This window comes from Sphingobium sp. RC1, from assembly GCF_059738765.1.
Map to the genome: position 1 here is coordinate 1,212,050 of NZ_AP027306.1, position 25,136 is coordinate 1,237,185.

28 protein-coding genes and 1 tRNA gene are annotated in these 25,136 nt (G+C 62.7%); 23 read left to right on the plus strand and 6 right to left on the minus strand.

All coding sequences use genetic code 11. The features are described 5' to 3' along the window. The first annotated feature begins 7 nt into the window (after positions 1 to 7). The 9 genes from gspG to AC6JBC_RS05935 all read left to right on the plus strand — a co-directional run bounded on the left by gspG (position 8) and on the right by AC6JBC_RS05935 (position 6,215). The gene (gspG, locus tag AC6JBC_RS05895; RefSeq protein WP_464788456.1) at positions 8 to 541 is read left to right on the plus strand and encodes a type II secretion system major pseudopilin GspG; all 534 of its coding nucleotides are present in this window, start codon (positions 8 to 10) and stop codon (positions 539 to 541) included. Positions 542 to 635: 94 nt separating this feature from the next. Next, positions 636 to 1,043 carry a GspH/FimT family pseudopilin gene (locus AC6JBC_RS05900; protein ID WP_498026010.1) on the plus strand — a complete coding sequence of 136 codons (408 nt, stop codon included), beginning with the start codon at positions 636 to 638 and terminating at the stop codon, positions 1,041 to 1,043. A 112-nt stretch (positions 1,044 to 1,155) separates the two neighbouring features. Then, the gene (gene gspI, locus AC6JBC_RS05905) at positions 1,156 to 1,482 is read left to right on the plus strand and encodes a type II secretion system minor pseudopilin GspI (protein ID WP_498026011.1); all 327 of its coding nucleotides are present in this window, start codon (positions 1,156 to 1,158) and stop codon (positions 1,480 to 1,482) included. Beyond that, positions 1,482 to 2,180, plus strand: coding sequence for a type II secretion system minor pseudopilin GspJ (gspJ, locus tag AC6JBC_RS05910; protein ID WP_498025891.1), 699 nt, complete (start codon positions 1,482 to 1,484; stop codon positions 2,178 to 2,180). Before gspI ends, gspJ begins: the two co-directional genes overlap by 1 nt. Beyond that, the gene (gene gspK / locus AC6JBC_RS05915) at positions 2,173 to 3,162 is read left to right on the plus strand and encodes a type II secretion system minor pseudopilin GspK (protein ID WP_498025892.1); all 990 of its coding nucleotides are present in this window, start codon (positions 2,173 to 2,175) and stop codon (positions 3,160 to 3,162) included. Before gspJ ends, gspK begins: the two co-directional genes overlap by 8 nt. Then, complete coding sequence (gene gspL, locus AC6JBC_RS05920; RefSeq protein ID WP_498025893.1) at positions 3,159 to 4,268, plus strand: type II secretion system protein GspL; 1,110 nt, start codon at positions 3,159 to 3,161, stop codon at positions 4,266 to 4,268. Before gspK ends, gspL begins: the two co-directional genes overlap by 4 nt. After that, positions 4,265 to 4,750 (plus strand): type II secretion system protein M, encoded by a 486-nt coding sequence (locus AC6JBC_RS05925; protein ID WP_498025894.1) that lies wholly within the window; start codon positions 4,265 to 4,267, stop codon positions 4,748 to 4,750. Before gspL ends, AC6JBC_RS05925 begins: the two co-directional genes overlap by 4 nt. Further along, a complete protein-coding gene (gene gspN, locus AC6JBC_RS05930) occupies positions 4,747 to 5,469 on the plus strand; it encodes a type II secretion system protein N (RefSeq protein WP_498025895.1) in 723 nt (240 codons plus the stop codon). The genes AC6JBC_RS05925 and gspN overlap by 4 nt, the downstream gene beginning before the upstream one ends. Continuing rightward, positions 5,466 to 6,215 carry a prepilin peptidase gene (locus AC6JBC_RS05935; protein ID WP_498025896.1) on the plus strand — a complete coding sequence of 250 codons (750 nt, stop codon included), beginning with the start codon at positions 5,466 to 5,468 and terminating at the stop codon, positions 6,213 to 6,215. Before gspN ends, AC6JBC_RS05935 begins: the two co-directional genes overlap by 4 nt. A gap of 12 nt (positions 6,216 to 6,227) precedes the next feature. Here AC6JBC_RS05935 and AC6JBC_RS05940 read toward each other — a convergent pair whose 3' ends face one another. The 5 genes from AC6JBC_RS05940 to AC6JBC_RS05960 form a co-directional block, all read right to left on the minus strand. Next, a complete protein-coding gene (locus AC6JBC_RS05940; RefSeq protein WP_498025897.1) occupies positions 6,228 to 6,614 on the minus strand; it encodes an energy transducer TonB in 387 nt (128 codons plus the stop codon). 407 nt (positions 6,615 to 7,021) lie between these two features. Continuing rightward, the gene (locus AC6JBC_RS05945; RefSeq protein ID WP_449471718.1) at positions 7,022 to 7,312 is read right to left on the minus strand and encodes a YMGG-like glycine zipper-containing protein; all 291 of its coding nucleotides are present in this window, start codon (positions 7,310 to 7,312) and stop codon (positions 7,022 to 7,024) included. Positions 7,313 to 7,482: 170 nt separating this feature from the next. Beyond that, positions 7,483 to 7,557: transfer RNA gene (locus AC6JBC_RS05950), tRNA-Glu, on the minus strand. 287 nt (positions 7,558 to 7,844) lie between these two features. Next, positions 7,845 to 8,633 carry a SapC family protein gene (locus AC6JBC_RS05955; RefSeq protein WP_498025898.1) on the minus strand — a complete coding sequence of 263 codons (789 nt, stop codon included), beginning with the start codon at positions 8,631 to 8,633 and terminating at the stop codon, positions 7,845 to 7,847. A 123-nt stretch (positions 8,634 to 8,756) separates the two neighbouring features. Beyond that, positions 8,757 to 10,196 carry an FAD-binding oxidoreductase gene (locus AC6JBC_RS05960; protein WP_498025899.1) on the minus strand — a complete coding sequence of 480 codons (1,440 nt, stop codon included), beginning with the start codon at positions 10,194 to 10,196 and terminating at the stop codon, positions 8,757 to 8,759. Between the two features lie 77 nt (positions 10,197 to 10,273). On the opposite strand from AC6JBC_RS05960, the gene AC6JBC_RS05965 reads away from it, so the two are divergent. Both AC6JBC_RS05965 and AC6JBC_RS05970 read left to right on the plus strand, forming a co-directional pair. Beyond that, on the plus strand, positions 10,274 to 10,708 hold the full coding sequence (locus AC6JBC_RS05965) for a hypothetical protein (protein ID WP_498025900.1): 435 nt from the start codon (positions 10,274 to 10,276) through the stop codon (positions 10,706 to 10,708). 123 nt (positions 10,709 to 10,831) lie between these two features. Next, entirely contained in the window at positions 10,832 to 12,178 is a 1,347-nt protein-coding gene (locus tag AC6JBC_RS05970; protein WP_498025901.1) for a DEAD/DEAH box helicase, read from the plus strand. 46 nt (positions 12,179 to 12,224) lie between these two features. On the opposite strand, the gene radC is transcribed toward AC6JBC_RS05970, so the two are convergent. Beyond that, positions 12,225 to 12,920 carry a RadC family protein gene (gene radC / locus AC6JBC_RS05975; protein WP_498025902.1) on the minus strand — a complete coding sequence of 232 codons (696 nt, stop codon included), beginning with the start codon at positions 12,918 to 12,920 and terminating at the stop codon, positions 12,225 to 12,227. A gap of 130 nt (positions 12,921 to 13,050) precedes the next feature. Between radC and AC6JBC_RS05980 the strand changes: the two genes are divergently transcribed. The 12 genes from AC6JBC_RS05980 to AC6JBC_RS06035 all read left to right on the plus strand — a co-directional run bounded on the left by AC6JBC_RS05980 (position 13,051) and on the right by AC6JBC_RS06035 (position 24,974). Continuing rightward, positions 13,051 to 16,272, plus strand: a complete 3,222-nt coding sequence (locus tag AC6JBC_RS05980; RefSeq protein ID WP_498025903.1) for an intermembrane phospholipid transport protein YdbH family protein — start codon at positions 13,051 to 13,053, stop codon at positions 16,270 to 16,272. Continuing rightward, positions 16,269 to 16,457 carry a YnbE family lipoprotein gene (locus tag AC6JBC_RS05985; RefSeq protein WP_196225806.1) on the plus strand — a complete coding sequence of 63 codons (189 nt, stop codon included), beginning with the start codon at positions 16,269 to 16,271 and terminating at the stop codon, positions 16,455 to 16,457. Before AC6JBC_RS05980 ends, AC6JBC_RS05985 begins: the two co-directional genes overlap by 4 nt. Then, a complete protein-coding gene (locus AC6JBC_RS05990; protein WP_464788507.1) occupies positions 16,454 to 16,855 on the plus strand; it encodes a DUF1318 domain-containing protein in 402 nt (133 codons plus the stop codon). Before AC6JBC_RS05985 ends, AC6JBC_RS05990 begins: the two co-directional genes overlap by 4 nt. A gap of 174 nt (positions 16,856 to 17,029) precedes the next feature. Then, positions 17,030 to 17,353 (plus strand): AtpZ/AtpI family protein, encoded by a 324-nt coding sequence (locus AC6JBC_RS05995; RefSeq protein ID WP_464788508.1) that lies wholly within the window; start codon positions 17,030 to 17,032, stop codon positions 17,351 to 17,353. A 46-nt stretch (positions 17,354 to 17,399) separates the two neighbouring features. Next, positions 17,400 to 18,185: a F0F1 ATP synthase subunit A gene (locus AC6JBC_RS06000; protein ID WP_464788509.1), complete on the plus strand. Its 786-nt coding sequence runs from the start codon at positions 17,400 to 17,402 to the stop codon at positions 18,183 to 18,185. Between the two features lie 54 nt (positions 18,186 to 18,239). Beyond that, positions 18,240 to 18,467 carry a F0F1 ATP synthase subunit C gene (locus tag AC6JBC_RS06005; RefSeq protein WP_021240110.1) on the plus strand — a complete coding sequence of 76 codons (228 nt, stop codon included), beginning with the start codon at positions 18,240 to 18,242 and terminating at the stop codon, positions 18,465 to 18,467. A gap of 85 nt (positions 18,468 to 18,552) precedes the next feature. Next, a complete protein-coding gene (locus AC6JBC_RS06010; protein ID WP_460986071.1) occupies positions 18,553 to 19,047 on the plus strand; it encodes a F0F1 ATP synthase subunit B family protein in 495 nt (164 codons plus the stop codon). Beyond that, the gene (locus AC6JBC_RS06015; RefSeq protein ID WP_498025904.1) at positions 19,040 to 19,654 is read left to right on the plus strand and encodes a F0F1 ATP synthase subunit B family protein; all 615 of its coding nucleotides are present in this window, start codon (positions 19,040 to 19,042) and stop codon (positions 19,652 to 19,654) included. Before AC6JBC_RS06010 ends, AC6JBC_RS06015 begins: the two co-directional genes overlap by 8 nt. A 192-nt stretch (positions 19,655 to 19,846) precedes the next feature. After that, a complete protein-coding gene (locus AC6JBC_RS06020; RefSeq protein WP_498025905.1) occupies positions 19,847 to 20,050 on the plus strand; it encodes a hypothetical protein in 204 nt (67 codons plus the stop codon). A gap of 71 nt (positions 20,051 to 20,121) precedes the next feature. Then, a complete protein-coding gene (gene uvrC / locus AC6JBC_RS06025; protein ID WP_498025906.1) occupies positions 20,122 to 22,038 on the plus strand; it encodes an excinuclease ABC subunit UvrC in 1,917 nt (638 codons plus the stop codon). Positions 22,039 to 22,403: 365 nt separating this feature from the next. Continuing rightward, entirely contained in the window at positions 22,404 to 24,062 is a 1,659-nt protein-coding gene (locus AC6JBC_RS06030; RefSeq protein WP_460989566.1) for a sensor histidine kinase, read from the plus strand. Positions 24,063 to 24,191: 129 nt separating this feature from the next. Next, positions 24,192 to 24,974 (plus strand): DUF2569 domain-containing protein, encoded by a 783-nt coding sequence (locus tag AC6JBC_RS06035; RefSeq protein ID WP_498025907.1) that lies wholly within the window; start codon positions 24,192 to 24,194, stop codon positions 24,972 to 24,974. The last annotated feature ends 162 nt before the right edge of the window (positions 24,975 to 25,136 follow it).

Sequence of the window (25,136 nt, forward strand, 5' to 3'; positions counted from 1 at the left end):
AGTGATTATGTCTATTTCCAGAGCCATGCGCTTTTTCCAGAAAGAAGAAAGGCACTTCGACAAGCGCAGTGCGAATGGAGGTCGAAAAGCAGGCGAGGATGGCTTCACCTTTTCGAGGCGTTCCGCCGAACACGGCTTTACGCTGGTCGAGTTGATGGTGGTGATCGTCATCATCGGGCTGTTGGCGACGATCGTGGCGATCAACGTCATTCCGGCGACCGACACGGCGCGGGTGGAGAAGGCCAAGGCGGACATTGCGACGATTGAGCAGGCTCTGGAGCAGTATCGGCTCGATAATCTGAGCTACCCTTCGCAGACGGATGGGTTGCAGGCGCTGATCAATCCGCCCGCATCGCTGGCGCAGCCGCAGCGGTATCGCCGGGGTGGTTACATCAAGAAGCTGCCCGATGATCCGTGGGGCCGGGCCTATCATTATGCGGTGCCGGGGCGGAAGGGCGCGTTCGATATCAGTTCGCTGGGCGCGGATGGCCAGCCGGGCGGCGAGAGCGAGAATGCGGATATTTATTCCAGCGAGCTTTGAGGCGGCGATTCTGAGCGAAGTCGAAGGACTCAACCCGAACGGGGAGAGGTTGGTTCGTCGGCCGATCGCCAATGGCTTTACTCTGATCGAGCTGATGGTCGTGTTGACGATCGTCGGTTTCATTTCGGCTGCGGTGGTGCTTGCCATGCCCGACCCGCGCGGGCGGGTTGTCGATGATGCCGACCGCTTTGCCGCGCGCGTTGCTGCCGCGCGCGACGAAGCGGTCGTTACCGCGCGGCCGATGGGGGTGTGGGTTTCCGCGTCGGGCTATGGCTTTCAGCGGCGCGATGGCGCGCAATGGGTGCCGTTGGAGGACAAGCCGTTTGCGACGGCCAACTGGAAGGCCGGGACGCGGGCGCTGGTTGGCAAGGACGGGCGGCAGCAGATCGGCTTTGATGGGACTGGCCTGCCGACTGACGCCATGACGGTGACTTTGGCGCGGGAGGCTGAGCGGGTTTCCGTAACTGTCGATATGGCGGGGAAGGTCATGGTTGGTGGGTAGCTTTGGCATCTTCGATCGGCCTGGTGAAAAGAAGAGGGGGGCTTCGACAGGCTCAGCCCGAACGGGTGAGAGGGGGGCTCCATCGGGTGAACGAGGCTTTACCTTGCTGGAAATGCTGGTGGCGTTGGCAGTGTTCAGTCTGGCTGCCTTGGCGCTGGTGCGGTTGCAGGGGGTGACGTTGCGGACGGCGGCTGATCTCGACAGCAAGGCGCTGGGGCAGATTGTCGCGCGCAATTTGATGGTGGAGGTGCAGACCGATCCTGCGCCGCCCTCGCTGGGCAGGGAAGAGGGCGATGTCGATAATGGCGGGCGACGCTGGCATTGGGTGAGGGCGGTCAAGGCTACTAACGACAAGCGACTGTTGCAGGTTGATCTGACTGTGAATGGGCAGACGGGGTCTTCGCCGGTCGTGCTGAGCTTTGTGCGGGTGGTGCAGTGATGCGCGCCGTAGCCGGCAGGGATTTCAGTCGCGCATCAGGCTTCTCGATTTCGCTCGAAGCGAACGGAGGGCCGGGCGGGCAGGCGGGCTTTACATTGATAGAGCTGCTGGTGGCGCTGATGATCTTTGCGATGCTGGCGGCGGCGGGCGTGCTCTTGCTGGGGAATAGCGTGTCGGCGCAGGCGCAGGTCAAGGCGCGGCTGAATGACATGGCGGCCGTGCAAAGGGCAGGCGGCGCGCTGGCGGCCGATCTTGGGCAGGCGGTGCCGCGTATCAGCCGCACGGAGATGGGGACGCTGGCGCCCGCATTCTGGTCGCATGGTGAGGGCGAGGCCGTGCCGGTGATGCAGTTCGTGCGGGGCGGTTGGGACAATCTGGGCGATTTGCCCCGGCCTTCCTTACAGAAGGTGGAATATTGGGTGCGGCAAGGGCGGCTGGAGCGGCGCACTTATGCGCAGGTCGATGGCGCGGCCGGGGACGAGCCAGCTACGCTGCTGGACCATGTGGATGATGTCGCGCTGCGCTTTCGCGATGCGCAGGGGGAGTGGCGTGACGAGTGGATACCGACGCAGCCCGACCTGATGCCGCGCGCTGTTGAAATGACGGTGACGCGCATGGGTGAAGCGCCTGTCACCTTGCGCTTTCTGGTCGGGCCGGGGCCTGCGGAGAAGCTGGAAGGGGAGATGGCTGGTGCCTGATCCCGGGGAAAAGGGCGAGCGGGGAGCGGCGTTGCTGACCGTATTGCTGCTGGTCGCGGTGATGGCTGTGGTGGCCTCTACGGCGCTGGAGCGGCTGGCGCTGGCTACCCGGATGACGGGCAATAGCGGCGCGGTGGATCAGGCGCGGGCCTTTGCCAATGCGGGTGTGGAGATGGCGCGGTTGCGGATCGGTGATCTGATCGCCGCCAATCCGGGCAAGACGACGCTGGCGGGAAACTGGATGGGGACGCCGCAGCCGGTCGCTGTTCCCGGTGGTGTCGCGAGTGCTCGGGTGAGTGATGCGGGCAACTGCTTCAACCTCAACAGCGTGGTGGCTGGCGAGAATGAGTCCAATTTGAAGGTTCGGCCGGTTGGCGTGTCGCAATTTCAGGCATTGTTGCAGGCGCTGGGCGTGGATGCGCGGCAGGCGCAGGTGGCGGCGGCATCGCTCGCCGACTGGATCGACAGCGACAGCGTGCCGCAGCCCGGCGGGGCGGAGGATGAGGTCTATGCGCAGGCGGCACGGCCCTATCGCACGGCAAATCGCTTCATGGTGGATGCGAGTGAGCTGCGCGCGGTCCATGGGGTGACGTCCGCCATCTATGATCTGGCGCGGCCGTGGGTTTGCGCGTTGCCGACGGCGGATTTGTCGCCGATCAACGTCAACACGCTGCTGCCGGGGCAGGCGGTGCTGTTCGCCATGCTGTTGCAAGGGCAGGTGAGCGTGGCGCAGGCGCGCCAATATCTGGCGCAGCGGCCCGCCGAGGGTTACGGCAGCACGGTGCAATTTTGGGCGCCGCTGGCCAGCCAGGGCATCAGTCCGCTTGAGGAAGTGGCCAATCAGGTCAAGTTGACGACAGGATTTTTCGGGGTGGAAGTGACGGTGGACGTTGGGGGAACGCAGGTGGTGGAGCGGGCGATGATCGATGCCCGGCAGAGCCCGGCGAGGTTGATCCGCCGTAGCTGGGGGAGCGGCGCGTGAGCGTGCGTGACGGACTGATCGTGGCGCTGCCCGAAGCGGGCGAACCGCTGTGGATGCGCGTTGTCGATGGCGCTGTGGCGCAGGGCGGCAGGGGAGCAAACTGGCTGGCGGCTTGTGGCCTGACGGCGTTGCCTGCCGATGCGGTGGTGATGTTGGTGCCGCCTGCTTCGATGGTGACTTTGCATTGGGCGGACTATCCTGAGCTGGCGCCCCGGCAGGGGCGTGCGGCGGCGCGGTTGTCGGCGCTGGCGGGCGGGATCGTGCCTGCTGATCAGCTGTTTGCGGCGGCGGATGAGAATGATGATCCGGCGCGGCCGCATGTCGTCGCGGTCGCTGCGAGGAGCGACATGCAGCATTGGCTGCTTTGGGCGCAGCATCATGGGTTGGACCCGGACGTCATCGTGCCTGCGCCGTTGTTTTTGCCGGAACCCGTTGAGGGTTTTGTGCGTGGCGCGCTGGATGGCGAGACGGTGTTACGGGGGCGTGACGTTGCTTTTGGCGGCGATCTGGCTTCGGTGCTGGCGGCCGATGCGGCGATTGAGGATGTGCCTGCCGATCTGTTGCAGGCGCGGGCGGTCGAGGCGCTGGAGCGGCCGCCACTGGACCTGCGGCAGAGCGACTTTGCCAAGCGGGTGCGGCGGGTCGCGGACAAGGCGGCGCTTCGGCGGATATTGCTGTGGAGCGGGCTGATCCTGCTTGTCAGCCTGTTCATTTCATTGGCGGTGATGGTCCGGCAAAATGTGGCGGCGCGGGGCCTGGATGCGGAGAGCCTGGCGCTGGCGCGGCAGGTGGTGCCGGGTGCGGGTGACTTGACGCAGGCGGAGGCGGAGATTGAGCGGCAGCTGGCGGCGCGGGGGGCGGGGGCTTATGCCTTTACGGCGCCAGTTGCGGGTTTGCTCAGCGCCTTGCAGGAAGCGCCGGGCGTGTCGATGACGGCGCTGTCGCGTGACCCGGACGGGATGATCCGGGCGACGCTGGCGGCGGCGAAGGTGGAGGAGATCAACGCGGTGCTGCTGGCCTTGCAGAGCGCGGGCTTCACCATCACGGCGACGCCTTCGCAAGACCCGGGCGGGCGGGCGCTGGCCGACATTACGGTGCGATCATGATGGACGCGATGAAGACGATGTGGGGCGAGAGATCGCCGCGCGAGCAATGGATGCTGGGCGTGATGTTCGCGCTGCTGGCGGTGGTGCTGCTGTGGCTGGGCGTGGCGGGGCCGCTGGCTTCGGCGCAGCGGTCGGCGCGTGAAGGGCTGCTCGCCGCGACTGATCGCAATGCGGCGATGCGGGCGAAGGTGAAGTTGCTCAAGACATTGCCGCGAGGGGTTGCGGCGAGTTCCGGGACGGCGATCGATCAAATGGTGAGCCAGAGCGCGGGCGAGGCGGGGCTGACGCTGGAGCGGGCGGAGGCGAAGGGCGCGGCGCGGATCGAGATTGCGATGGCGTCGGTGCGGCCGGTGGCGCTGTTTTCCTGGCTTGCGGCGCTGGAGGCGCAGGGCGTGCGCGTGGAGACGATGAGCGCGCGGCCTGCCCCGACGGCGGGCAGCGTTTCGGTGCAGGCGGTGCTTGTGCGGGGGGCTGGGCAATGACGCGGCTGGGCTGGTCTGGGCGGACGCGAATTGCGATCGTCCTGCTGTTCGTCTTTGGGCTTATCCTGTTCATGCCGATGCGGATTGCGCTGGGGCTGTCCGGGCTGGAGCGACTGGGCATCGCCGCGCGGGAGGTGCGGGGGACGCTGTGGAGCGGGCGGATCGATCAGTTGATGCTTGGCACAATGCCGGTCGGGTCGGTGAATGCCGCTTTATCGCGGGTGTCTTTGCTGATGGGGCGGGCGCGGTTCGACATATGGCGGCGGCAGGGCGCGGCGGATGATCTGAGCGGCGCGCTGACCGTGGGTTTCGGGCGCACGGGCGTTGATGATGTGACGGGGACTGTGCCGCTCGGGCGAAGCTTTGCGCCGCTGCCGATCGCGAGTTTGGCGATGGAGGATGTTACGGCGTATTTTTCCGGCGATCGCTGCGGCCATGCCGAGGGTCGGGTGCGGGCACAGATGGCAGGGCAATTCCCGGGTCTCAATCTGACGCAAGGGCTGTCGGGCGTGGCGAGTTGCGATGGCGAGGCGTTGCTTCTGCCGCTGGTCAGCCAGTCTGGGCTGGAGAAGATCAACCTGCGGATATGGCGATCAGGGCGCTATGTTGCCGAGATGCGGGTGGAGACAGCGGACGCGGCGCTCGGCGATGCGCTGGCGAAGGTTGGCTTTGCCGGGACAAGCGGCGCGCGGGTGCTGAAGGTCGAAGGAACGCTGTGATCGATCCGCTGTGGGCGGGGCTGGGCGCGGTTGCTGGGGCGATCGCGGGCAGCTTTTTGGGGACGCTGATATTGCGCTGGCCCGAGGGTCGCGGCGTCATGCGTGGACGGTCGGCCTGCGATAGCTGCGGGCGGGTGCTGGGCGCAGTCGATCTTGTCCCGATGATAAGCGCGCTACTGTCGCGGGGCAGGTGTCGTACCTGCGGCGGGAAGATCGCACCGTTGCACGGGGGCATGGAGGCGGGCTGCGCAGTGATCGGGGCGCTCGCATCCGGTCTGGCGCCGGGGCTGGTGGGGGCTGGATGGGCTTTGCTTGGATGGCTGCTGCTGACATTGGCGATCCTCGACTGGCGGCATTTTTGGTTGCCGGACGCGCTGACGTTGCCGTTGGCGTTCCTTGGACTGACACTGGGCCTGTGGGTGACGGATGCGGCGCTGTCCGATCGAGTGATCGGGGCGGCAGGAGGATATGGTGTCCTGCTGGCGGTGGCGGTCGGCTATCGGATGGCGCGGGGGAGGGAAGGATTAGGCCTCGGTGACGCGAAGCTGATGGGCGGGCTAGGGGCCTGGTTCGGATGGCAGGCGCTGCCGTTCATCCTGCTGATGGCTGCGGGGATTGGCCTGGTGGCGGTGCTGGCAAGCGTCGCCTTGGGCCGGAAGGTGACGGCAGCGACGCGGGTGCCGCTGGGCACATGTCTGGCGGTCGCGGCGCTCCCGGGCTGGTGGGTGTCGATGCTGGTTGTTTAGTTGCTATCGCTTTTAACGCACACGCCAGCGGTAATCCTCTTCTCGCACCTCGGTAACGGCATATCCTTCGGGATCGCGGGCAGGGCGAAAGCGGTATCGTTCCATGATGACGCGGCAAGTCATCGCGTCAATCTCCCGATAGCCGCTTCCTTCGATGACTTCGCATCTGTCGACCTGTCCCGAAGGACCGATGGCGTATCGCACGCCGATCGTCACGCGGCCTACGCCGCGTAAGGAGCCAGGGAAATCCGAATTGCGAAAGCGGCCGCCGGTTTGGCGCGCCCGCGAGAAATCGCCTCCCTCGCCATCCTCCCGGCCAGTGCCGGTTCCAGTGCCGCCGGACCCGCTGCCAGAGCCGGGAGTAGCGCCACTACCCGCGCCGCCTGCGCCGCTCGTCATGGAGGCTGTCGGCGCGGTGGGCTGGATCGGAGCAGGGGTAGGTATTATGGGCGACGGGGCGACAACGCTGGTAGGGCGCGGCGGTTGATCTCGCACCTTCTCGGCGCGTGGAGGAGATCCGGACGCAGCGCCGCCTTCGCGTATGGGTTCGCGAGCTTTTTTAGGCGGGGGAGGTTTGGGTTGGTCCGGCGCGGGGGGCTTCAGATTGAACAACGCCAAGGGGGTGCTATCTGTCGCCGAGCGTAATAGCGAAGGCGCTCTAAGGCCGATTATCAATGCATAGCCGATGACGGCGTTGACCAAGAGCGCCGCAATAGCGGGGACGATTCTGTCCCGGCCCTGCCATCGCTGCGCCCAAGATGCTGTCATGTCTTTGCATGCCGCGTCCAGGGCGCGGCGATATGGCGTCAGCGGTAAACGCGGTTGCCGTTGCGATCGATATAATATTCGCGGCCGCGACGGTCACGTTCCCAGCGACGTTGTCCATCGGACGTGGCAGCACCTACGACAGCACCACCGGCAGCGCCGATCGCCGCGCCTTCGGCCACGCCAAGCCCGGGCACGATCGCACCTGCTACCGCACCACCGACCGCGCCGATGCCTGCACCCCGCAGTCCATCGCGCGTCGTTTCACGAGAACAGCCGCCAACGCTGGCAGCGGCTGCCAATCCTGCCATCAATAAGAATGTGTTACGCATGGTTCGTCTCCACAATTGCCCAACATCAAACGACAGAGACTCAAGTTAGTTCGATCCATATGTCACAAACCTGCCGAACGGCGCTGAAATTACGAGCGTTCGATGTGCGGGTGACGACCACAACCAGAAATCGCGCGACACATTCGCGGTGCACATTATCTATGAGAGAGTGGTGACCCCTACGGGAATCGAACCCGTGTTTCAGCCGTGAGAGGGCCGCGTCCTAACCGCTAGACGAAGGGGCCTTGGCCGCACAGGCGGCTGGCAGGCGGTGGCGTTTAGGTGGAGAGGAGTTCGCCGTCAAGCGAAACCACTTTCCCTGTTCGGGCCATAAAAAACCACCCCATGTATTACATGGGGTGGCCAAGGTTCAGGGAGGAGACGCCTCCAAAAGGGGGAGGCGCCCATACGACACACCCGAAAGGGGGGCAGGTGCGCCGTATGTTCGAAAGATAAAGGAGGGCGAGCCCAGTTTCAAGGGGCCGACAAAAAGCTTTTCTATCGCATTATTGATGCAGGTTAATTTACAGCGTCAGGCATCGGCGGTCTGGGGCGCCGCCGGGACGGGAAGGGGTCCCTTGCCCTGCGTAATCTGCGACTCGAAAACTTCCCGGATGAGCTGCAGCGAGAAAAGATGCGCGTAGATAAGGGGCAGCATGCCGTTCTGGCTGATCTTTCGCAGCTGGTCGCCACGCATGTCACGCAGCTTTTCCTCGTTCACCATGCGAAAGCCGCGATAGACGAAAGGTTGATCGTTGCCGGGCACCTGGATGGCAACTTCACCGTCCATCAGCAGGTCCAGTTCCTTCAGGTCTTTCATGAACTGGCCAGTCCGCGCGGCAGCCTGTTCGAAATCCTCGCAGAATTTGAGAACGCCCTGAGTGAGTTCGGTGGGCTTGCCATCTTCGAAAAGAGGCTGTCCTTCCTCAAACTCGCCGACCGCTTCGCTGGTCGGATCGAAGCAGAGCGACAGTTCGTCGGTGTCGGGGCGCAGCTTCGCCAGCATCCAGGGATAGCGGCGGACATAGGCGGGGACATAGGCGGGACCGCGCAGCTTGCCTTCATCGTCGAGGAAAGTGTTGACGCCTTCATTCAGGCCCATCAGCGCCAGCGGAACCGCTTCGTCACCGGCGGAGAAGATGATCGGCACGAACCGTTGGGCCGCGACGAATTCATCGACGGTCAGGGGAACGGCATGCTGTTTCGTAAGGAAAGGCGCGGACTCCACCGAGCGGCTGCGATAGCTCGCATGATCGACGCTGCTGAGCGGGAGCAGATCGTTGTAAAACACGGGGAGATTGTTGGCGGGCGCGCTAGCCATGATGCTGTTCCATCCTATCGAAGCAGCGCATGTTGGCTGCGCTGCCTTTCCTAAAAACTGGGTGTGGGCGATAAAGACCTTGTGGGTGGGAGGCAATTGCTTTGTCGAGCCGTTCCGCCGCCTCTAGCCCTCTTCGGGACGGGGGATCAGCTTGTCGGGGTTCATGAGGCCAAGGGGGTCAAGCGCAGCCTTGATCGCGCGCAGGGCATGCAGCCGGGCAGGACTGGCAAGGCGGCCGAGTTCGGCCCGTTTCATCTGGCCGATGCCATGTTCCGCCGAAATGGAGCCGCCCGCCGCGACGACGGCATCATGGACGAAGGCGTTGATCGACTTCCCTTCTGCCGCGATCCAGGCGGGGCCGTCCGCCGTTCCCTTCGGCGCGCGAACATGGAAGTGGACATTGCCATCGCCAAGATGACCGAAGGAGGAGGCGGTGGCTCCCGCGAAGGTGCGTTCGGCCGCCGCGGCCATGTCGATCATGAAGGAGGGCATGCGGGCTACGGGCACGCTGATGTCAAATTGCAGCGCCGGTCCCTGCGCGCGTTCCGCTTCGGAAAGCGATTCGCGCATGCGCCAGAACGCCGCTGCCTGAGCATCATTGGCGGCGATCGTGGCATCAACAGCGAGTCCTTGTTCGAGCGCTTGCGTCAGCGCTCCTTCAAGGCGCTCGGCCGGAGATGGGCCGGACAGGTCGGCATGATCGACTTCGATCAGCACATGCCAGGGCGTGCGCGTCTCGATCGGGCAGCGAGTGCCAGGAATGTGGGACAGGACATGGCTCAGGCCATCGTCGGCGATAATCTCGAACCCCTCGACGCTATCGCCCAATTGCCTTTCGCTCAGGCGGAGCAGGGCGAGCGCGTCGGCGGGCGATCGGACGCCGACCCAGCCGACTGCGCGGATCGCGATCGCAGGGACGAGGCGGAGCGAGGCGGCGGTGATGATGCCGAGCGTTCCTTCCGCGCCGATCAGCAATTGTTTGAGGTCATAGCCGCGATTGTCTTTTTTAAGCGCGTCGAGGCCATGCAGGATGCTGCCGTCGGGGAGGACCGCCTCCAGCCCTTCGACCAGGGCGCGCATCGTCCCATGGCGCAGCACCTGAGTGCCGCCCGCGTTGGTCGATATGAGGCCGCCGATCGTCGCCGATCCCTTCGCGCCGAGGCTGAGCGGGAAGCGGCGACCGGCTTGCTCCGCAGCATCGTGCAGGGTTTCGAGGATGACGCCTGCTTCGCATATTGCGAGATTGTCGTCGGGAGAAAGGGAGCGGATGCGGTTCATCCGGCGCAGAGACAGGATAAGTGCCGACCCGTCATCCGGAGGAGTCGCGCCGCCGACCATCGAGCTATTGCCGCCCTGAGGAACCAGGGGCACGTGAAGATCTGCTGCGAGTGTGACGGTCGCGGCAACTTCGTCCGTATTGGAGGGCTGGAGAATGGCGGCAGCGGCGCCATGAAAACGTCCCCGCCAATCGGTAAGCCAGGGAGCGATGTCGTCCGCGTCGGTCACGACGCCCTTTGGCCCCAGCAAGGCTATGAACCTGTTGATGATGTCTTGCCCTATCATACTGCAATGCTATGCCCCGGAATTCATCGACGGTTCAACCATCGGCCCATAGCGTGCCGCCCCAAAAGGGGTTCGATTTGCTTCATTCCGTCCTGTTGCTCCTTGTCGCGCCCGTGAGCGAGCCCGTGCAATTGGCGCAGATGTCGATCGAGCAACGGATCATCATTCGCGTGCCAATGGCGAAAAAGGGACGATCGCCCGCGCGCATCGCTCCGCAGGCGGGGCGTGCGTGGAAGGAAAAGAAGGGGCCGCGCTGCATCGCCTTGCGGTCGATCCGGTCAGCCAGCGTCATTGTGGATAATGGCGTCGATCTGCTGCTGGCAGATAATCATCGCTATAGGGCTCGGCTGGAGCGGGGGTGTAGTTCGACAGGCTTCTACTCGGGATTTTATGTCGAGCCGGATGAGGATGGGTCACTTTGTTCCGGGCGCGATGAATTGCAGGCGCGCAGTGGGCTTAGTTGCGTGATCGACAGTTTCCGGCGATTGGAAGAGGCGGACGGGGACGATTGACCCGCTGTGGAAACGCGCTCCGGTGCGCGATTTTCTTGACAAGATGCCAATATTTCCGCAAGGCGCGCGCGATTTCCGTGATGCATGAGCGCGTTGCGGAGAGCCTCTGTCCCGGACAATTGAATGACTTTTGCCGATCTCGGCCTTTCCGATGAACTGTTGAAGGCCGTTAACGAGGCCGGATACGATACGCCCACGCCGATTCAGGCGCAGGCTATCCCCCCTGTGTTGATGATGAAGGACATCATCGGCATCGCGCAGACGGGGACGGGCAAGACCGCAAGCTTCGTTTTGCCGATGATCGACATTCTGGCGCATGGCCGGGCTCGTGCGTTGATGCCGCGTTCGCTCATTCTGGAACCGACGCGCGAACTCGCGGCGCAGGTTGCCGAGAATTTCGAGAAGTACGGGAAATATCACAAGCTCAACATGGCGCTGCTGATTGGCGGCGTGCAGATGGGCGATCAGCTCAAAGCCCTGGAAAAGGGCGTCGATGTGCTGATCGCCACGCCGGGCCGACTGATGGACCTGTTCCAGCGCGGCAAGATATTGCTGAACGGCTGTTCGATGCTGGTCATCGATGAAGCTGACCGCATGCTGGACATGGGGTTCATCCCGGACATTGAGGAAATTTGCACCAAATTGCCCTCGCAGCGGCAGACACTGCTGTTTTCAGCGACCATGCCCGCGCCGATCAAGAAGCTGGCGGATCGGTTCCTGAGCAATCCCAAGTCGATTGAAGTGGCGCGGCCCGCCACTGCCTCCACCAACATCACCCAGAGGCTGGTGAAGGTTGATTCGCGTAAGAAGCGCGAAGCGCTACGCGCGATGCTGGAGCATGAGGAAGTGCTGAGCGCGGTGATCTTCTGCAACCGCAAGACCACGGTTCGTGAACTGAACAAGAGCCTGCAGCGCTACGGTTTCAAATCGGGCGAGATTCATGGAGACATCGATCAGTCTTCGCGAATTGCCGAACTGGAGCGGTTCCGGGCGGGGTCGGTGAATATCCTGGTAGCGTCAGATGTCGCGGCGCGCGGGCTGGATATCAAGGGTGTCAGCCACGTCTTCAATTTCGATGCGCCCTGGCATCCGGACGATTATGTTCATCGTATTGGCCGTACCGGGCGTGCGGGGGCATCGGGTGTCGCCTATACCTTTGTGACCCCGGAAGATGCCGAGGCGATCGATAATATTCAGAAGCTGATCGGGCAGAAGATCGAGACGATCGGAGCTCCTGCCGGTGCCTCTGCAAAGGTGGATTCGGCCGACGAGCCGCGCCGGGATAGCGAGCGGAAGGTGGAGCGCAAGCCCGCCAAGCGCAAGGAGGACGAACGGCGCGAAGAGCCTCGTCCTGCCCGCCAGCAAGGTAATGGTTCAAAGTCGCGTCGCGCCGATGTTCGGGACGAAGGTCCGGATGAGGGCTGGAACGGACCTGTGCCTGAATTTCTTTCGGTGGGATTCGAGGGTTAGGACGTCCGTGGAACGTCCTTCCTGCCAGTGGGTAAGAAGGACGGCCCTACAATAGCCCCATCGCGCGCAGGCTACTGTGTCCCTGCGATCCGATGATGATATGATCATGCACCGCAATGTTGAGGCGCTTGCCTGCTTCGGCGATCTGGCGCGTTATCTCGATATCCTGTCGGCTGGGTTCGGGAGAGCCGCTGGGGTGGTTGTGAACCAGAATCAGCGCTGATGAGCCAAGGTCGATGGCGCGGCGTATGACTTCACGTGTGTAGATGGCGGCCTGGTCGATCGAGCCGTCGCCCATATGTTCATCGCGGATCAGCATGTTGCGGCTGTTGAGGTGAAGCACGCGGACGCGCTCCACCGGGAGATAGGCCATGTCGGCCCGCAGATAATCGAGCAGGGCTTGCCAGCTTGCAAGGACCGGACGCTGTGACACCTCATTGCGGAGCATGCGCAGCAGGGTGGAATGCACGATCTTGACAGCGGCAATGCTGGTGTCGCCCATGCCGGGGACGCGCGCGATCGCCTGCCAATCGGCGGTCATCAAGCCACCGATGCCGCCAAATTCACGCAGCAACGCCTTGGCCAGCGGCTTAGTATCGCGGCGGGGAATGGCGAGGGCCAGCAGATATTCGATAAGCTCATGGTCGTGCAGCGCATCACCGCCGCTTTCCGCCAACTTCTGCCGAAGCCGGGCGCGATGTCCCACGCCGTCATGGCTGACCACAACTTCCCTGTCCGCCAATGCCTTATAATCCCCCGTTCAGAGAAATGGACCTATGCGTTGCGCAAATATCGGGCAAGGATATTTAGGGAGCGTCAGACGTTATGCAGGCGTTACGGATCATGTGTGAAAGCCGGGGTTTGCCATAAGCATGGAAGTTGAGGACGGCGAAGAGGGAATTCGCCGCGGCTGGTTACGCTGGCTGGGCGTAGGGACGGGGTCCCTGGCGCTGATCCTTGTTGCGTTGTGGACCCAGAGAGCGCCGATCGCGGAAAATTTCATTGGGCGGGAGATGAACCGGCGCGGCGTCCAGGCGAGCTATGACCTGAAGGACATCGGCCTGCGCACTCAGCGTATCGAGAATATCGTCCTTGGCGATCCAGCGAATCCCGATCTGACTGCCCGGTGGGTGGAAGTGGATCTGGCGTTTACTGGCCTGTCCCCCCATGTCGCGGCCGTGAGGGCCGGGGGCGTGCGGCTGCGCGGTTCCTATCGCGACGGGGTGCTTCGGCTGGGGGAATTGGACAAGTTCCGCGATCCTGCGTCTAAGACGCCGTTCAGTCTGCCGGACATCGCCCTCGCGCTGCGTGATGCGCGCATGCGGCTTGATACCGATGCCGGAGTGGTCGGCATGCAGATCGACGGCAAGGGCAATCTGAGGTCCGGCTTCGACGGCCGCCTTGCCGCTGCCATGCCACGGGCGGCGTTCGCGGGGTGCAGCATGGCCGGTATGACCGCCTTGCTGGATGTCGCCATAAGGAATGAGCGGCCGCATCTGGTTGGACCGGCACAGGCGACGGCTCTTGGATGCAGGAGCAGCGCGACTGGCGCGGCCAAGCCGAGGGCGGACATGGATGTCTGGATCGGCAAGGCGCTGGATCGGTGGAACGGCCGTGTCGTGCTGGGAGCTGAGGCGCTGAAGTCCTCTGGCATGGTGCTGGCGAAGCCCGTCGGACGGATCGACTTTGATGGCAATGCTTCGGCGACGGCTGGCCGTGCGCGGATCGGCGCGGCGGCACTGGGCATGGCGGGGCTCAAGGCAGGTCAGTCGGAGATTGTCGGCGCTTGGAGCGTCGCAAAAGGTAAGTCACAGGCCAGCGGGCGTTTGTCGGCGCATCAACTGAGCCTTCCCGGACGTGATCCTCTGGCGGGGTTGAAGCGGTCTGCGTCGGGCACGCCTCTGGCGCCGCTGGCTGAACGGCTGGCCGATGCGGTGCGCCGTGCGGGGGAGGATAATGTGCTGCGAACCAGCCTTGCCTTCGCGCAAAGCGGCCAGGGTGGAAACGTCGTGCTGACGAACAGTGGATTCGAATCACGCAGCGGCGCGCGCGTGACGATTCCCGGCGATGGCAGGGTGACGATTGCCTGGCCGGGCAAGGCGGGAGCGGCTGTCGACTGGGCGCTGGATGGCGCGCTCACGACGGATGGCGGTGGATTGCCGAAGGCTGCACTGCGGCTGGCACGGCGGCCGGGTGGCGGATTGGGTGGACAGCTTTTTATCGACCCATATGCGGCTCGTAATGCCAGGCTGGCGCTCGAGCCGGTACGTTTCACCGCCGGACCTGGGGGAGATACGCTCTTTTCAACAGCGGCAAGGCTGGACGGCCCGCTGCCCGGCGGACGGCTACGCGGCCTCGTGCTGCCGGTCGTGGGACAGCTGAATGCTGATGGGTCGATAACTATCAACCGGCGCTGCGTGCCGTTGGCGTTGGAGGAGGCGCGTTACGGCAGCTTTTCGGTCGGGCGAACCCGGCAGACGCTGTGCCCAATCGGCGGCGGTGCTCTGGTGGCGACGGGGCCGGGCGGGGTGAGAGCGGGGGCCGAGATCCGCAATCTCGACCTGCGAGGACGTAGCGGCGAGAGTCCGATGCGGCTGTCGGCGGAGCGGGCAAGGGTCGCCATTGGTCAGGAGGGATTTTCGCTATCTCGGGCGGAACTGGCGATCGGGCCTGAAGCATCTCCGGTGCGGCTGGTCGCGCAAACGCTGACCGGCAGGGCTACGGCACAGGGTTTGACGGGAAAGCTGGCAGGGACCAACGCGCGAATCGGTTCCGTTCCGCTGATCGTGGAGGATGGCACGGGCGAATGGAACTTCGCGCGAGGAGCGTTGAAGCTCGCCGCTTCGGTGATGGTGCGTGATGCCCAAACGCCGGGACGGTTTGAGCCGTTGAAGGTACCGGACTTCGCCCTCAGCTTGCGGGACGGTCGAATCCTGGGGACAGGAACGCTGCGGGCGCCGCGCAACGATGCCTTGGTGGCGCGTGCGGATATTTCGCATGATCTGGGCTCCGGCCGGGGCAAGGCCGACCTGACTGTGCCGGGGTTGGTATTCGGTCCCGATTTGCAGCCAGAGGACGTGACCCGCCTGGCGCTGGGGGTAGTCGCCAACGTCAATGCGACGGTAACGGGCGAGGGGCATATCCGGTGGAACGGCGCCGAAGTGACCAGCGATGGCGTGTTCCGCACAGACAACGCCAAGTTGGCGGCGGCGTTCGGCCCGGTAGAGGGAATGTCCGGCGAATTGCACTTTACCGATCTGCTGGGGCTGGTGAGTGCGCCGGGGCAGGAAATGCGGATCAGGATGGTCAATCCCGGTGTTGAAGTCCGCGATGGCCTTGTCCGCTACAGGCTGGAACCTGGGCAGAAGGTCCGCATCGAGGGCGGCGGCTGGCCCTTCTCCGGAGGGCAACTGGTTCTGTTGCCGACGACCATGGACTTCAGTGCCGATGTGGACCGCTATCTGACGTTCCGCGTCATCGGCATAGATGCGGGTGCCTTCATCCAGACGATGGAGCTTGAGAATATATCGGCCACAGGCACGTTCGACGGGATCATGCCGCTGATCTTCAACGCTCAGGGCGGCCGCGTCGCGGGGGGCGTGCTGACCGCAAGGCAGCAGGGCATGCCGCCCCTCATCATGCCCGAAGGGGTGCTCCCCACGGTGCCTTGCGATCCCAACCGCCAATCGGGGACGCTGTCTTATGTTGGGCCGGTTTCGAACGAGCAATTGGGCGTGATGGGCAAGCTGGCCTTCGACGCGCTTAAAAATCTGCAATATAAATGCCTCACCATCCTGATGGACGGAGCGCTTGATGGAGAGATGGTGACCAATGTCGTGTTCAACGGTGTCAACCGGGGGAAGCTGGGCGATGTTCCGGCGGGCATGGCGCGCAACCTCACCGGCTTGCCCTTCATCTTCAATGTGCGCATTGCCGCGCCGTTCCGCGGCCTGCTGGGCACGGCAAAGTCCTTCATCGATCCCACTATGCTTATACAGAACAGCATAGGGGATCAGATGCAGGAGAAGATTCGCCAAGGGATTGCAGTTAACCCTGCGGAAAGCGACACTGTGAGAAACAGGGAACAGAAATGAAGACACAAGCTATCTTTGCGGCGGGTTTCGCCGGTTTGGCCCTGACGGGCTGCATCCAGGTTAAGGCACCGGACAAGCCGATCGAAATCAACCTGAATGTAAAGGTGCAGCAGGAGGTCGTCGTACGCCTTCAGCGTGATGCACAGGATCTTATCCAGAATAACCCGGAGTTGTTCCCGCAATGACACGCAAGCTTTTGATGATCGTCGCAGGTGCCGCCGTCGCGCTGGCCACGGGACTTGTCGCGAGCGCGCCTGCTCGCGCGCAGTCGGGCGCGGTTGCCGCTGCAATGGCGGAGGGCGCCGTGGGCGAGCAGGCCGACGGCTATCTGGGCATCGCTGGATCGGTAAGCGCGGCGGTGCGATCGGAAGTCGAATCGATCAACATCAAGCGGCGCGCGGCCTATACCGACCTTGCCAGCAAGCGAGGCGTCACGGTTCAGGATATGGCGGCAGCCACGGGTTGCCAGACATTGAGCAACCGCGTGAAGCAGGGCCAGGTATATCGCGTGGGCGCGGGACCCTGGCAAACCAAGGGTGCCGGGCCGATCGCCCTGCCGACCTATTGCGCGACCGCAGGGTAATTGCGCGACCGCGGGGCGTTTCGCCGCTGCGGCCAGTGGAAGCGCAATTCTCCTGACCAACTACGGTTGACTATCCCGAAAGCCCTTTCTAAACGGGCCGCGCCTTGACGGGTGCAACCGCACGCGCCATGCCGCCTGACGTTGGCTTATCTGCCTGAACGGAAAGGAACGGCCATGACGCAGGATGTGCCCGGGCAAGACCCGGCAGATGAGGACGAGCGCATCACTTCTCTCGAGGAGCGGATCGCGAAGGCCGAACGAGCCGAAAAGGTCAGACAGGGGACCACGAAGCAACAGGGCGATGATGGATCGCGCCTGGGCAACAGGGTTCTCGCAGAACTGATCGGCGGTCTTGCCGGTGGTGCCGTGGTTGGTGGGACTTTGGACTACTTTCTGCGGACATCCCCATGGCTCCTGCTCGGTTTCCTCGGTCTTGGGATCGTGGTTGCCTTCAGGAACATCATCAGATTGACGACGACGAAGCGTCCCGGCGAATAGGGACGCTTTTATCTTAGTCCGAATAGCAGACGTTACAGGGGTCATTGTGGCACAATCCGGCAAAATCGATCCGATGCACCAGTTTGCGATCGAACCGTTGTTTGGTACGGATCACCTGTCGCTTGGCGGCTTCAACATCGCCTTCACCAACAGCGCGCTCTACATGGTGGCTGCTGCTGTGGTGCTGTGGATCTTCGTGATCGGCGGCATGAAGCGCGAACTGGTGCCTGGTCGCTGGCAGATGGCGGTCGAATATATGACCGGCTTCATCAAAAGCCTGCTGATCGCCAATGTGGGTGAAGGCGGCAAGAAGTATATTCCTTATGTCTTCTCGCTGTTCATGTTCATCCTGCTGGCGAACCTGCTTGGCCTGTTGCCGCTCGGCCTGATTGGCCTGCATCCGTTCACCTTTACCAGCCACTTCACGGCTACCGGCGTTCTCGCGATCCTGAGCTTCTCGATTGTGCTGATCGTTGGCTTCTGGAAGCATGGCCTGCACTTCTTCTCGCTGTTCGTGCCCCATGGTACGCCGCTGCCGATGATCCCGGTGATCTTTCCGATCGAACTGGTATCCTTCATGGTGCGTCCCTTCAGCCTCGGCCTGCGACTGTTCGTAGCGATGACCGCTGGCCACGTGCTGCTGAAGGTGCTGGCCGGTTTCGTTATCAACAGCTCGAACGCGGGCGCCGGATATGGCCTGACGGTCGGTTCCGCTAGCTTCGTCCTGATGATCGGTATCAGCGCTCTGGAAGTGCTGGTGGCGGTGATCCAAGCCTATGTGTTCGCGCTGCTAACTTCGGTCTATCTGAACGACGCCGAGAACCTCCACTAAGTTTCTACTATTTTTCCAACCATTTGTTCGAGTTTAGAAAAGGGAGTTTACGACATGGACGCAGAAGCCGCAAAGCTGCTCGGTGCTGGCCTGGCCGCCATTGGTGCGGGCCTCGCCTCGCTCGGTGTGGGCAACGTGTTCGCATCGTTCCTGGAAGGCGCGCTGCGCAATCCGGGTGCCGCTGACGGCCAGCAGGGCCGCCTGTTCATCGGTTTCGCCGCAGCCGAACTTCTGGGTCTGCTGGCGTTCGTTATCGCCATGATCCTGGTGTTCGTGGCCTGACAACCGCTTGGCGTGCGGGCAGGGCGGCTGTCGCCGTCCCGTCCGCACGCATGAATTGACGGCGCCCTGATCGGACGGACCTAAAATGCCTCAAATCGCGCAAATTGCCGAAACTTATGCATCACAGATTTTCTGGATGTTGCTGACATTCGGCTTTGTCTTCTTCGTCATCGGCCAGGGTATGGTCCCTAAGGTTCAGGCGACGGCCGACGCGCGCGACGCGAAGATCACAGGGGATCTGGACGCAGCCAAGGCTGCCTTCGCCCGCGCCGATGAGGCCGAGGCGGACTATCGTACCCGTGACGCGGAAAGCAGGGCTGCGGCCCAGGCGACGCTGGCCCGGGCGAAAGCGGAAGCTGCGAAGGCTTCCGAAGTGCAGCTTGCTGCCGCCGACGCTGAAATCGCCACGCGGATCGGCGCAGCCGAAGCCCGCATCCAGGCGGCCAGCCAGGCAGCGATGGCAGAGATTGAAACCGTCGCCGCCGAAGCGGCGCGCGACATGGTCGCTCGTATTTCCGGCGTGAATGCGTCAGACGAAGCGGCCCGCAACGCAGTAAAGGCGGCACTGGCCCATGGCTGAGGCAGCAGCACAGCATAGCGAAGGTACGCCTCCGCATCTTGACGACGCAATTCACGCCGAGGGGATGGAGCCGGTAGGCACCGTCGCACATGAGGGCGTGGCGCCGCACACTGATCCGAAGGCCGTCGGCATGGACGCGACTGCTTGGGTCAGCCTGGCGATGGCGGTCTTTATCCTCATCCTCCTGATCAAGAAGGTGCCCGCGCTGATCGGCAATGTGCTTGATGGCCGGATCGCCCAGATCAAGGAACAGTTGGCGGAAGCTGCGAAGCTGCGCGCCGAGGCTGACGCGCTGAAGTCTGAGTATGAAGCAAAGCTGGCCAATGCAGCCGGTGAAGCGGAGGCGATGCGCAAATCGGCCGAGAGCGAAGCGGCAACGCTGCTCGAAGACGCCAAGTCCAATGCGGTGGCGCTGGTCGCCCGTCGCCAAAAGATGGCCGAGGACAAGATCGGTGCAGCGGAACGAACTGCCATTGCGGGCATCCGTACAAAGGCCGTCAACGCTGCCACCAGCGCGGCTGCGACGCTGATCGCGCAGAACCATGACGCGAGTGCGGATCGGCAGTTGGTCGATAGCGCGATCAAGGGTCTCGGCCCCAGCATCTGAATCTGACGATTTCGTCTTGAAAAGGGTCGATGCGGTTGGTCGCACCGACCCTTTTTTATGTCTGGATGTGGATCGGCCTTGTTTGTTCCCAGATAATATTTCGCGCGATGTGCCAACCATAGAAGATCAACCAGCAAGCCCGCTGTTGTCGATGACCATGCGGAATTTGGCGTCGCTCCTCTGGGTTCGGTTATGAGCAGTTTGAATATCGTGCAGAGCGACGATCCCGATGATTCTTTGTCCGTGCGGATGTCGAGCATCTCCGGGTTGCCGAGGATCAAAGTCTCTACGGTTATTTCCGGCCATCCGCGCTCCGGTGTTGGAAAGTGGCCGGATGTCGCGGGCGCCAAACCACGCGTGAACAAGGCCGAAGATGGTCAAGGTGGTTCGCGTTGATTTAGGCTCCAAGGATCAGGAAGCGGCGCCCAGCCATTGCGCTTGTCTGCGTCACCGCTATCTCTGCACCCATGTCGCATCCCCAATCTCCCGACCGTTTTCATGAAGACAAGGCCAGCTTCACTGTACGAGGAGCTGGCACGCCGGATATCGAGGCGGGCATTGACGCGATCCGTACCACGCTGAAGACCCTGCCGACGCGGCCCGGTGTTTACCGGATGCAGGATGCTCGCGGTGACGTTCTCTATGTTGGCAAGGCACGGGCGCTGCGTAATAGAGTGGCGAATTATACGCAGGTGGATCGCCTGCCGAAGCGATTGCAGCGCATGGTGGCGCAAACGCGGTCGATGACGATCGTGACGACTAACAGCGAGGCCGAGGCGCTGCTGCTGGAAGCGCAACTGATCAAACGGTTCCGGCCGCCTTACAATGTGTTGCTGCGGGACGACAAAAGCTTCCCCTTCATCCTGCTGCGGGAGGATCACGATTTTCCGAGGGTCCAGAAACATCGTGGCGCGCGCAAATATAAGGGGCGCTATTATGGTCCTTTCGCCAGCGCGGGGTCGGTGACGCGGACTATCAATGCGCTGCAAAAGCTGTTCCTGCTGCGAAGTTGCACGGACAGCTTCTTTGCCAATCGGTCGCGGCCCTGCCTTCTGTTCCAGATCAAGCGCTGTTCGGCGCCCTGTGTCCAGCGGATCGATGAGGCGGGTTATGCGGAGCTGGTGAAGGATGCGCAGGATTTCCTGGGCGGCAAATCGACCGCTGTGCAGAAGAAGCTGGGCGAGGCGATGCAGCTTGCTTCGGAGGCAATGGATTTCGAGCAGGCAGCGGTGCTCCGGGATAGGCTGAAGGCGCTGACCTTCATTCAGGGTAGTCAGGCGATCAATGCCGAAGGACTGGGCGACGCCGACATATTCGCGCTGGCAGCCAAGGGCGGGGCGATGTGCATTCAGGCCTTTTTCATCCGGGGCGGGCAGAATTGGGGGCACCGCAGCTTCTTCCCCGTTCATACTGCCGAAGTGGCGGAGGATGAGGTGCTGGCGAGCTTTATGGCGCAATTTTACGAGGAAGTGCCGCCGCCTAAATTGATCCTGTCCGATCGCGCGCCGATGGAATGTGAACTGATGGCGCAGGCTCTGACAGAGCGCATCGGGTCCAAGGTGCGGATCGAGGTGCCTCAACGAGGTGACCGAACGCGGCTGATCAAGCAGGCGCAGCGCAATGCGGTGGAGGCGCTCGACCGGCGGCTGGCGGAAACGACGACGCAGGCTAAGATTCTGGAAGAGATGGTCGAGACATTCGGGCTGGATGGTGTTCCTGACCGGATCGAGATTTATGACAACAGCCATATCCAGGGAAGCCATGCGTTGGGCGCGATGGTGGTCGCGGGGCCGGAAGGTTTCCGCAAGAATGCCTATCGCAAGTTCAACATGAAGAACCCCGAAACATCGAACGACGACTTCGCGATGATGCGGGAGATGTTTGAGCGGCGTTTCGGCCGGGCGGCGCGGGAAGATCCCGATCGCGATAGCGGGGAATGGCCGGACCTGGTGCTGATCGATGGCGGCAAGGGGCAGCTGTCGGCGGCGCGGGCGATACTGGAAGATCTGGGGATCGAGGATATCTGCATGATCGGCATCGCGAAGGGTCCGCATCATGGGCGCGATGGACGGGAGGTCTTCCATATGCCCGATGGGCGGGAGATCAGTTTCCCGATCAATCACCCGGTGCTGTTCTACCTGCAGCGGTTACGGGATGAGGCGCATCGTTTTGCGATTGGGGCGCACCGGCAGAAGAGGAGCAAGGCGATTTCGACGAGTTCGCTGGACGAGGTGCCGGGAATTGGTCCGTCGCGGAAGAGGGCGTTGCTGATGCATTTTGGAACGGCGAAGGCGGTGAAAAGTGCGGCGCTGGAAGATTTGCTGAAAGCGCCGGGCGTTTCGAAAGCTGTGGCGCAGCAGATTTTTGATTATTTTCATGGATGAGATGGCGAGAAGAATGCGTTTTTGAAATTATCGTTTCGGTTTCGAAACGATATCACTGGGCATGTGATTGACTTTGCCCCGTATTTTTCCGGTTGCCCTTGCGTAATGAAGGCGGTCCTGCGATGGTCTGGTCAGACGCTGACAATCATGGCGCGGGTTCGGGAGAAGGGGTCGTAAGGAAGATGAGCTTTCGTTCATCGTCGCGGAGTGTTTCCGCTAATTTACTACGTCCGTTGCAATCTATGATTGCTCTTGCCCGGATATATCATTTAGATTCACTTCATCATTATTAAGTGAAATCAACAGATACTTATCCGAAGACATATATCCAGCCATATAGGATAGGCGGGCGGAGTTGTGAGAGCATGATCAGAGGACATGCCGAACTGCTGCGGACCTTGGGCAGGTGGCGTTCGTTCGCTCCGTCCGCGCTTCGGCCATGGCGCATGCTGGACGTCACGCGGCTTGTGCTCGCCAGCGTCTATGGCTTTGTCAGCTTCGCCTTCGCGACGCCCCGGTCCTGGGCCGAGGTAGCGGAGAACGGCATCATCGCCGCCATGCTGCTGCTGGCGGTGGGTGCGTTGATCCTGTCCGGGCGGTCCTGGGTCACGGAATTGCGCATCCGCAAGCCGGTGGTGTGCCTGGACGCTCTGCTGTTCCTGGCGCTGCTGATCGTCACCGATGCATCGACCAGCCCCTATTTTCCCGGCAGCCTGTTCGTCGTGGTCGAGATCGCGCTGATCGTCCGGCGGCGCTTCCACCTGTTTGTGGGGGCGTTTGCAGCGATAACCGCGATGCTGATCATGTGGGTGAATGACGTGGTCGCGGTTCCATCCGAACCGGACGCCGAACGGGTTGCGTTGCGCGTCCTCTACCTTGCGGTGGTGATAACGGTGACGGGCATGCTGCTCGGCCCGCGCCGCGAAAAGCTGTTGCAGCAGGAGCGGGCAAGGAAGCTGACGGAAGGAAGCCTGCAACTGGTGAAGGGCAGCGCTGGCGCTTTCCTGTTGCAGGCGCTGAAGATCGCGACGGGCGGTGAAAATGGCGCGTTGCTGTTCCGTACCGCCAGCACGGAATCCTATCGTTTTGCATCAAGCCGTTCGGACGAGAGCGTGCCGGAGGGCAGGGACGCATTGCTGGCGGTCGAGACGGGGTGGCATGACCGCCGCCGTGGCGCGTCGATCAGCCTTTCGCAGGACGGTGTCAGCCAAATCGAGGCCCTGACGCGGGGAGGCCGGGCCTGGGGGGCTTTGCTGGACGCTGAAACGGTGATGACGCTGCATGTTTCGCTGGGCACGTTTGAGGCGGTGGGCGCGGTTCAGCTGGACGATCCGACGCATGAGGATGTGGCGGCGATCGCGCAGCGGGTGTTCGAAAGCGCGTGCGAGGAACTGATGGTCCGCAACAGCCTGGACCTGGCCCATGTCATCGCAGGCGCGCGGGAGCGTGAGCGGTTGCAGCGGGAATTGCATGACAGCGTGTTGCAGGCGCTGGCCAGCATTCGTTATCAGGCCGCGCCGGTGCTGAACGGGACGGTAGAGGACGCTATTCCCGTGCTGCGCACTATCGATCAGATTGCGAAGGATCAGATCGGCACCATAAGGTGGATCATCAATCCGGTTCGGGATGAGAATGATTTTGCCTATCTGCCCGAAACACTGTCGATGGTCATCCGGTCACTGGCGCAGCAATGGGGCATCCAGTGCGACCTGCGCGTGGAGGAAGGCAATTGCGCCACCAGCGCGATGATCGGCCGGGAACTGAGCTTTGCCGTGCGCGAGATCGTCGCCAATGCGGTGCGCCATGCCGGGGCGCGGGTGATGGAGTTTTCCCTGCAACCAGCGGGCAACCGGATCGCCTTGCATGTGACGGATGACGGGGTGCCCAATCTGGCGAGGCTGGGATCGACCGGCGCGGTGCAGTCGCGATCGTTGATGCGGCGGATACAGGGATTGGGGGGCGAGGTGTATTTGCACAATCTGGGCGGGCGGACGATGATTCAGATTACTGTGCCGCGGAAGTGAGGAGGGTGGGGTTCTCCCGTTGAGGATTTGGGGGCGAACCATTTGGGGTGGTGACGCGTTTTACCGGGGGTTAACCAGAATGATTGATAGTCAGCCATTCTAGTTGGCGGGGCGGAGGTCCGGGTTTCCATGGTGCGATTGGTTCAGGATCATCTTTACCGCAAGAGCGTGGCGCTGGTGCTGTCATTGCAGCTGAACCTGGAGCGCATCATTGCAGCCTGGGTCGTGATTGCGGCATTTGCCTGCGGGGTGCGACTGGCCTTTCCGGCTACACCCTATGCGGGCGTTCCCTGGACGAGCGAAGCCGGGCTGTTGCCCTATCTGCTGGTTGTAGGCGCGCCGGTGGCCACGCTGCTGCTGGGCCTGAAGCTGTTTCCGGCCGGGCGCGTGCATGCGCAGCCGAGCTTTCGGCTGGCGAAGGTCGGCCGGTGGCGCAAGATCGATTGCCTGAAGGCGCGCGAGATGTCCCAGTTCGGGCTGTATGGCGTGATGGCGTCGCTGTTGCTGGGCATCGCGCTCAACGTGCCGGTGCGGACGCTGGAGTTTTTGAGCGCCGTGCCTGCGCTGGGCAGCTATGCGCCGGGCTGGTTCGTCAGCCTGTATGCGGTGATGCTGGCGGATGTGGTGTTGCTGTCCTGCCTATATATGTTCGCCTTTGCCATGGCGTTGCGCATGGTGCCGCTATTCCCCCGCTTTCTGGTGATGGTGTGGGGAGCGGACCTGATGGCGCAATTGGGCATTGCGCAGTTGGTGGCTCGCATCGGCGATGTGCCCCATGCCGTCGAACTGGCGCTGGTCGATTTGCTGAGCGGCAATATCAAGAAGGTGCTGATCAGCGCGGCGCTATGGCTTCCCTATCTGCTGCTGTCGGAGCGGGTGAACGTGACTTTTCGCAACCGGGTGAGTGCCTGAAGAGCGTTCGGATGAAGCCGGAATGATCGCGTGATTCGGCAGAGCTGGGAGCCGAGCTGAGTCGTTTTCTAAATAATGCTGGTGATTCGCGGGCTGTAAGGCGCGGCGGGTTGTTGCTGATTCGCGATGGAGCGTGAGGGGCGACGCCGAGCGGCCGTGTGA